Origin of the sequence: Nocardia sp. NPDC046473 (genome assembly GCF_040645995.1) — a bacterium.
Taxonomy (GTDB): domain Bacteria; phylum Actinomycetota; class Actinomycetes; order Mycobacteriales; family Mycobacteriaceae; genus Nocardia.
The window spans coordinates 630384-636913 of record NZ_JBEYZJ010000008.1 but is presented as its reverse complement, the minus strand read 5'-3'; the positions used below and the strand labels follow the sequence as shown (position 1 = coordinate 636913).

At 66.6% G+C, this 6530-nt stretch carries 6 protein-coding genes; 2 read left to right on the top strand and 4 right to left on the bottom strand.

The annotated features are described in order from the left end of the window. Positions 1-107: 107 nt before the first annotated feature. The 3 genes from ABZ942_RS30405 to ABZ942_RS30395 form a co-directional block, all read right to left on the bottom strand. Positions 108-1079 carry an enoyl-CoA hydratase-related protein gene (locus tag ABZ942_RS30405; RefSeq protein WP_357387921.1) on the bottom strand — a complete coding sequence of 324 codons (972 nt, stop codon included), beginning with the start codon at positions 1077-1079 and terminating at the stop codon, positions 108-110. A gap of 235 nt (positions 1080-1314) precedes the next feature. Then, on the bottom strand, positions 1315-1866 hold the full coding sequence (locus ABZ942_RS30400) for a TetR/AcrR family transcriptional regulator (RefSeq protein WP_357387919.1): 552 nt from the start codon (positions 1864-1866) through the stop codon (positions 1315-1317). Positions 1867-2158: 292 nt separating this feature from the next. Then, positions 2159-3061 carry an alpha/beta hydrolase gene (locus tag ABZ942_RS30395; protein ID WP_357387917.1) on the bottom strand — a complete coding sequence of 301 codons (903 nt, stop codon included), beginning with the start codon at positions 3059-3061 and terminating at the stop codon, positions 2159-2161. A gap of 125 nt (positions 3062-3186) precedes the next feature. On the opposite strand from ABZ942_RS30395, the gene ABZ942_RS30390 reads away from it, so the two are divergent. Continuing rightward, on the top strand, positions 3187-5046 hold the full coding sequence (locus ABZ942_RS30390; RefSeq protein ID WP_357387915.1) for a Na+/H+ antiporter: 1860 nt from the start codon (positions 3187-3189) through the stop codon (positions 5044-5046). A 7-nt stretch (positions 5047-5053) separates the two neighbouring features. Here the strand turns inward: ABZ942_RS30390 and ABZ942_RS30385 are convergent, their stop codons facing one another. Beyond that, the gene (locus tag ABZ942_RS30385) at positions 5054-5602 is read right to left on the bottom strand and encodes a TetR/AcrR family transcriptional regulator (RefSeq protein ID WP_357387913.1); all 549 of its coding nucleotides are present in this window, start codon (positions 5600-5602) and stop codon (positions 5054-5056) included. 293 nt (positions 5603-5895) lie between these two features. Here ABZ942_RS30385 and ABZ942_RS30380 point away from each other — a divergent pair, with 293 nt between their 5' ends. Beyond that, complete coding sequence (locus ABZ942_RS30380; RefSeq protein ID WP_357387911.1) at positions 5896-6504, top strand: TetR family transcriptional regulator; 609 nt, start codon at positions 5896-5898, stop codon at positions 6502-6504. Positions 6505-6530: the final 26 nt, after the last annotated feature.

Below are 6530 nucleotides of genomic sequence, written 5' to 3'. Positions count from 1 at the left end.
GTCGCGCCGCGCAGCGAATCGTTGACTGCTTCGTGCGCGGCGCGACGAACCTTGCGCGGCAGGCTATCCGGGTCGACGCGCGGCTGGACGGTGCGCTGCGCGACCGGTTATTTGCTGGTCTGGTCGACGCGGGTGCCGTCGAGCCATGGTTTGAGGTCGGCGAGGAATGGGGTGTCGCCGAGGCGGTCTAGGTCTTCCAAGAATGCCGTGGTGGTGCGGGCGGCCGCGATGGTGGTGCCCGTGGAGATGAATCCGGCCTGCTCGCGGTCCAGGCCGCGAGACAGGGACTTGTCGGTGCCGAAGTAGATGGCGCGCTTGGCTTCTGCGATGACGACCGGGTTTCTGGTAGCCAATCTTGCTGCGGTCGACTGGGTTTCGGCCAGGAGCTGGTCTTCGGGTACCAATCGGTGTACCAAGCCGAGCCGGTAGCCCTCTTGCGCTGACAATGGTGCGCCTTCGAGGGTTACCTCAATGGCCTTGGCCGCGCCCAAGAGTCGCGACAGGCGCTGGGTTCCGCCGCCACCGGGAATCAGGTTGGCGAGCGTCTCGATCTGGCCGAGTTTGACGTGGTCGGCGTCCGCCGCGTACCGCAGATCGCAGGACAGCGCGATCTCATGACCGCCGCCGAGTGCCGGACCGTTGATCGCGGCCAAATACACCGCGCCAGAACGGTTCATCCGCAGCGTGGTCTTCTTCCAACGGTGCCCCCACACCAGCCCGGCGCCGAGCCCACCGCCAAAACGTTCCGCCAGTCGCGTCGCGCCGGGCACTCGCATCGCCACATCACCGATCCGCAGGAACGGTGCCGCGGCCCGAGCCGGGATGAACGGATGCGGCAGCTCGACCATGCCGATGAGGGCGCGCGGGTCGGCGTGGGTGAGGAACCGGCCGGGCAGCCCACCGGTGATCACGACCGCGCCCACAGTGTCGTCGGCGTCGACCGCGGCGGTCAGCGTGTCCAGGTCGCGGACGAACTCAGGCGTGGCGAAGTTGAGCGGCGGCGCGACGACCCGCGCCGTCAGCACCCGCCCGTCCTGGACCAATTGAATGGTCTCCAGTGAGAGATCGGCGACAGACATCGGCAGCTCCTTCGATGCGCATGACAACGGTGGTTCACGAGAGTGCTTCGGCGCAAACCCGATTCACACGCACCGTTCCTCGATTATGGTATCCACCATAGTAGGTGTGTCAAGAAGTACCACCCACGCTGCGACGGTCAGTCGTTCCAACACGCCCGTCACCCCACGGGGCTGCACCTGAGTGCGAATGCCCACGCCAGGCCACCGACACGCGGCGATCCTGCACGCCCGAGGCCTACTTGGTACGGGCGACCGCGGGGATCAAGTCGCGCAGTTCGCCGACGACGTTGTCGAGCGGTGTGATGTCACGCTGGGCCCGACACAGGGCGATCGCACCCTCGAACGCGGCGACGGTGAGGGTGGCGAGACTGCGGGCGCGGGGCTCCGCAATGCCGTCTCGGACAAGCAGTTCGGTGAGCGCGCGTTCCCAGCGCGCGAAGACGGCGGCGGCGGCGCGGGCGAATTCCGGTGCATCGTCATTGGTTTCGACCGCGACGGCGAATACCGGGCAGCCCGCGCGGAATTCGCTGTCGAGCAACGTGCGCCGCCACATCGTGGCGAAGTGGTCGAGTGCGGTCACCGGGTCGCTGTCGACGGTCAACTGCTCGATGAACTCCGACATGATGGTCCCGGCCGTCACGACCGCGTCATTGATCAGTTCGGTGCGCCCACCTGGAAAGTGGTGATACACCGAGCCACGCGGCGCGCCGGTGGTACTGAGCACCCGATCCACACTTGTCGCGCTGGCGCCGTGCACCCGCAACGACTCGACCGCCCCCTCGATCATTCGCCGCCGCGCATCACCCGGACGCGGCCGTACAGAACCGTCACTACGCGCTCGGCGTGTCCCTGCCATATCGCCATGTTATGGGATATGCCATAAGCATGACGCAGGGCCAGGTCAGCGAGCCCCTCGGGGCCGTGCTTGCATGACTACGAGGGCCCCGAGGGCGATCATTGGCTGACCACTCGCCCGCAAGGTTTGCGGACGGCCTCAGTGCAGCGGCGACCGACGACCCCACCCTGCCAACTCGTTGCCAGGGTGGTCCGACATCACCGAAGGCGTGCGAGCAGCGCAATCAGATGGTGCCGTGCGGCACCCGAGTCGCATGGAAATCGAGAAAGGCCGAGAGGGTCTCGTCTGGGGCCTCCACCTGGGGGTAGTGGCCGACCTTCGGGAGTTCCACCACGTCCGGGTTCGGAATCAGTTCCCGGTAGCGGCGGGCCATATGCGCACCGGAGACCGGGTCGAGGAGACCATCGATGAGACGCAACGGGACAGTGGCGTCACGCAGGGCCCCTACCCAGCGTTCGCGATACTTGCGACGTTCCGCCATGTAGCGAATCAACTTGTGGCCGTTACGTTTACCGCGCTTGCTGCACCACAACGTCCAGAACTGATCCAGTTCGTCCCGAGTCGGTTTGGTGTCCGGCCCGAAAACCGACGACAGACTGGTTGTATACGCGCGCTCGGACGCCAGGAAACTGGCCAGCGGTCCGAGTGGACCGGCCAGCAGCCGCTGCACCAGCCGCGCCCGATGCGTCTCCGGGAACAATCCACCATTGAGCAGACACACCGACTCGATCACCAGCGACTCATCACCCGCAGCCCTGCGTTCGGCGTCGCGAGCCAGCAACTCCTGCGCGACAGTGTCGCCGTAATCGTGGGCGAGGATGTGGAACCGATCAATCCCCTGCTCCCGCAACAGATCCTCGTGAATATCGGCCTGATCGCCGATCGAGTACCGGTAATTGCTGGGCTTCGCCGACCAGCCGAAACCGATCATGTCCGGCGCGAGCACCCGGGCAAACCGCGAGCACAGCCCCGGCCAGATGCGATGCCAGTCCCAGGACGCGGTCGGGAAGCCGTGGATGCAGACCAGGGTGCCGTCGGCCCCACCGCCGCCGTCGCGATAGAAGATCTGGTGGCCGCGGTGGGTGAACCGCCTGCCGTTCGCCCGCCAGGACGCAAACTCCTCCATGCCTACCTCCTTGTCGCCGACAAGCATGGCCCCTGAACCCCTCCGGCACAGGAAATCCGTCGACACCGGACGTGTCATCTACTGCGGGCCCAGTTGCCGTCGGTGCGCTCTGCGAGAATGCCACGGTGCATGTCGCGATCGGCCTAGTGGTTCTTGTTGCTTCTGCGGCAGCGCTCGCGGCGCTGGCCCGCCGGTTCGGAGTGTCCGAGCCACTCGTGTTGACCCTGGCCGGGGTGGCGGCGTCGTATTTGCCGTTCGTGCCGGAGGTTCATCCGGATCCGGAGATCATCCTGCTCGGTCTGCTGCCGCCGTTGTTGTATACGGCGGCGATCCGGACATCACTGGTCGACTTCCGCGCCAACTTACGCACCATCGCGTCACTCTCGGTGGGCCTGGTGCTGTTCAGTACCTTCGCCGTTGCCTCCGTGGTGTGGTGGCTGCTTCCGGTGCCGTTCGCGGTCGCGGTCGCGCTCGGTGCGGTGGTGGCGCCGCCGGACGCGGTGGCGGCGACGGCGGTGGCCAGGCGGATCGGCATGCCGCGCCAGATCGTCACGATCCTCGAGGACGAGTCGCTGTTCAACGACGCGACCGCGCTGGTGGCATTGCGCACCGCGATCGCCGCGGCGGCCGGCACCGTGTCGGTGTGGCAGGCGGGCGGCGATTTCCTGCTCGCCGCGGGCGGCGGTGCCGCGGTGGGCGTGGTCGTCGCGTATCTGCTTGCGCTGCTGCGTCGTCGGATCACCGACCCGGTGCTCGATACGACGCTGTCGTTCCTCGCGCCGTTCGCGGCGTACCTGCCCGCCGAAGGGATCCACGCGTCCGGTGTGATCGCGGTGGTCACCTGCGGCATGATCCTCGGGCACGGCGCGCCGGTGTGGCAGAGCGCGGCGTCGCGGATCGCGGAACGCACCAATTGGCGCACCATCCAGTTCATTCTGGAGAGCTCGGTGTTCGTGATCATCGGGTTGCAGGTGCGCGCGATCCTCGAGGGCGCGTGGAGCAGCGGGCTCGATCATCGGACCGTCGTGGTGGCCGCGATCGGCGTGCTGCTCGTGACGATGCTGGCGCGACCATTGTGGATCTTCCCGTGGTCGTTGCTGATTCGCCGACTCGGGCACCATACCGGCGGCGTGCCGCTCAGGAATTCGACGGTGGTGTCGTGGGCCGGCATGCGCGGCGTGGTCACCCTCGCCGCGGTGCTGCTGCTGCCGGAGGACACCCCGCAGCTGCCGGTGCTGAAACTGCTCGCGCTGGTTGTTGTCGCGGGAACGCTACTGCTGCAAGGCACTTCGCTGCCGTGGCTGGTGCGGCTGCTGCATCTGCGTGGGCCGAGTCGCGCGGAAAACGCGCTACAGAAGGCGAATCTGCTCCAGCAGGCGACAACCGCGGGACTGACCGAGCTCGACAAGTGGATCACTCCGGAAACGCCGCGGTCGGTGGTCGATTCGCTGCGCGACCGAGTCACCTGGAAAACCAACGCCGCCTGGGAGCGTCTCGGTCGATCCGAATCCGAGCAGGCGACCCCGACCGCCGAGTACCGGCGGCTGAGGTTGGCGATGCTGCGCGTGGAACGGGAAACGGTACTGCGCGTACGGGATTCGGGCGGAGCCGACTACGAGATCCTGCAATACGTGCTGGCCCGCCTCGACCTGGAAGAGTCGATGATCGACCGGTACGACGAGACCGAAGAAGAACCGCTCGAGCCGCTCTCCGCCCCCAAAGCGGGCGATACGTGCGCGCATCTGGACGACGCCCCACTGGTCCTCGACCCCACCGGCCCCGACGTCTGCGAAGAGTGCCTCGCCGAGGGCCTGACCTGGGTGCACCTGCGAATGTGCCTCACCTGCAAACACATCGCCTGCTGCGATTCCTCGGTCGGCAACCACGCGACCAAGCACTACGGCAGCACTCAGCACCCGGTCATGCGCAGCGTCGAGCCCGGCGAGGCGTGGCGCTGGTGCTATGTGGACGAGCTACTGGGCTGAACACCGCTCAGCGGCGGGCGTGCGAGTAGATCAGACGCGCGTATTGGTTGAGCAGCTTGTCCAAGGAGAGGTCTTCGCCGCCCGCAGCGATCTGCTGGTAGCCGATCAGCATGGCCATGCCGAGTGAGGTGACCACGGCGGTGGTGTCGTCGTCGCCGATGACGCCCTTGATCGCCTTGTGCACTGTGCGCCTGCGGGATTCGTCGACCCGCTTGAGCGCCAGGTTGACCGATTCGTCGTTGCCCGCCCAGGCGCGGATCGCGGCTTCGGCGGCGTGGTGCAGGCCCGCGGCGAGGTCGGACATGGCGCGGATGTCGTCATCGGGGTTGCCCTGGTTGAACTTCAGCGTGCGCAGGATCAGCACCTGCCGGTTCTCCCAGTGCTCCAGTAATACGTCGACGAAGCCCTGCCAGCTGCCGAAGTGGTGATAGAACGAGCCGCTGGTGACCCCGAGCCGACGACACAGCACGCCGATGTTGAGCCCCTTGAAACCGAGTTCGGCGAGCACCTCCAGAGCCGTGTCGAAGTACTGCTCCTTGGTGACCACACGTGACATGCCGGGTGCCGTTCTGTTCGTTCGGGCAGGGGTGGAAGGACCGAACAGTACCCCATTGTCTCGTCGGCTCGTACGAGGATAGCCAAGCCACCGCACCCCTGTTCCAGCGACCCTGGGTACCTGTTACCTGGCGAAATACCTAGTGCGCGTGCGCAATCGAAACCATGCTCGCGAACGAGTGCGCCCGGCTATCTCATAGCGCACGAGCATCGCGGGGTCGATCGAACGCGTGCGCGGCTGCTGGATAGCGACACCCTCGAATAGCAGAGCGCCTGCTCTGTTATTGTGGTCGCATGCCTCGCCCCCGCACCTACGACCCCGACATCGTGCTCGATGCCGCGGAGTCGCTGGCCGTGCGATCGGGTCCGGCCGCGGTCACCACGCGGGCGGTCGCGGCGGCGACCGGAGTGTCCAACGGCGCGATCTATCACACGTTCGGTTCCCGGGCCGAGTTGCTCGGGCGCACCTGGCTGCGGGCGGCGCGTCGGTTCCTGACGTTGCAGTCCGCGTTGGTCGACGGCGCGCTGGATGGGCCCGATCGGCGCGACGGTATCGATGCGGTGGTCGCCGCGGCCGAGGCGCCCGTGGTGTTCGCCGAGAAGTTCCCGGTGTCATCGCGGCTGTTGCTCACCGTCGAACGCGATGAACTGCTCGGCGAGGTGCCCGAGGCCATCGCGACCGAGCTGGCGGACACCGACAAGGTGTTGGTGGAGTTGATGATCCGACTGTCACGACACCTCTGGGATCGAGCCGACGGGCGCGCGGTCGACGTCCTCAACCTGTGCCTGGTCGACCTACCCACCGCAATCCTGCTGCGCCGCAAACGGTTCACCAATCCTCTTGCCCGCGAGCAACTTCGCGCGGCAGTGCGGGCCGTACTCGCGCTCGGTCCGCCACCGTGACAGCAATTCATGGTCAGAAGAATCCA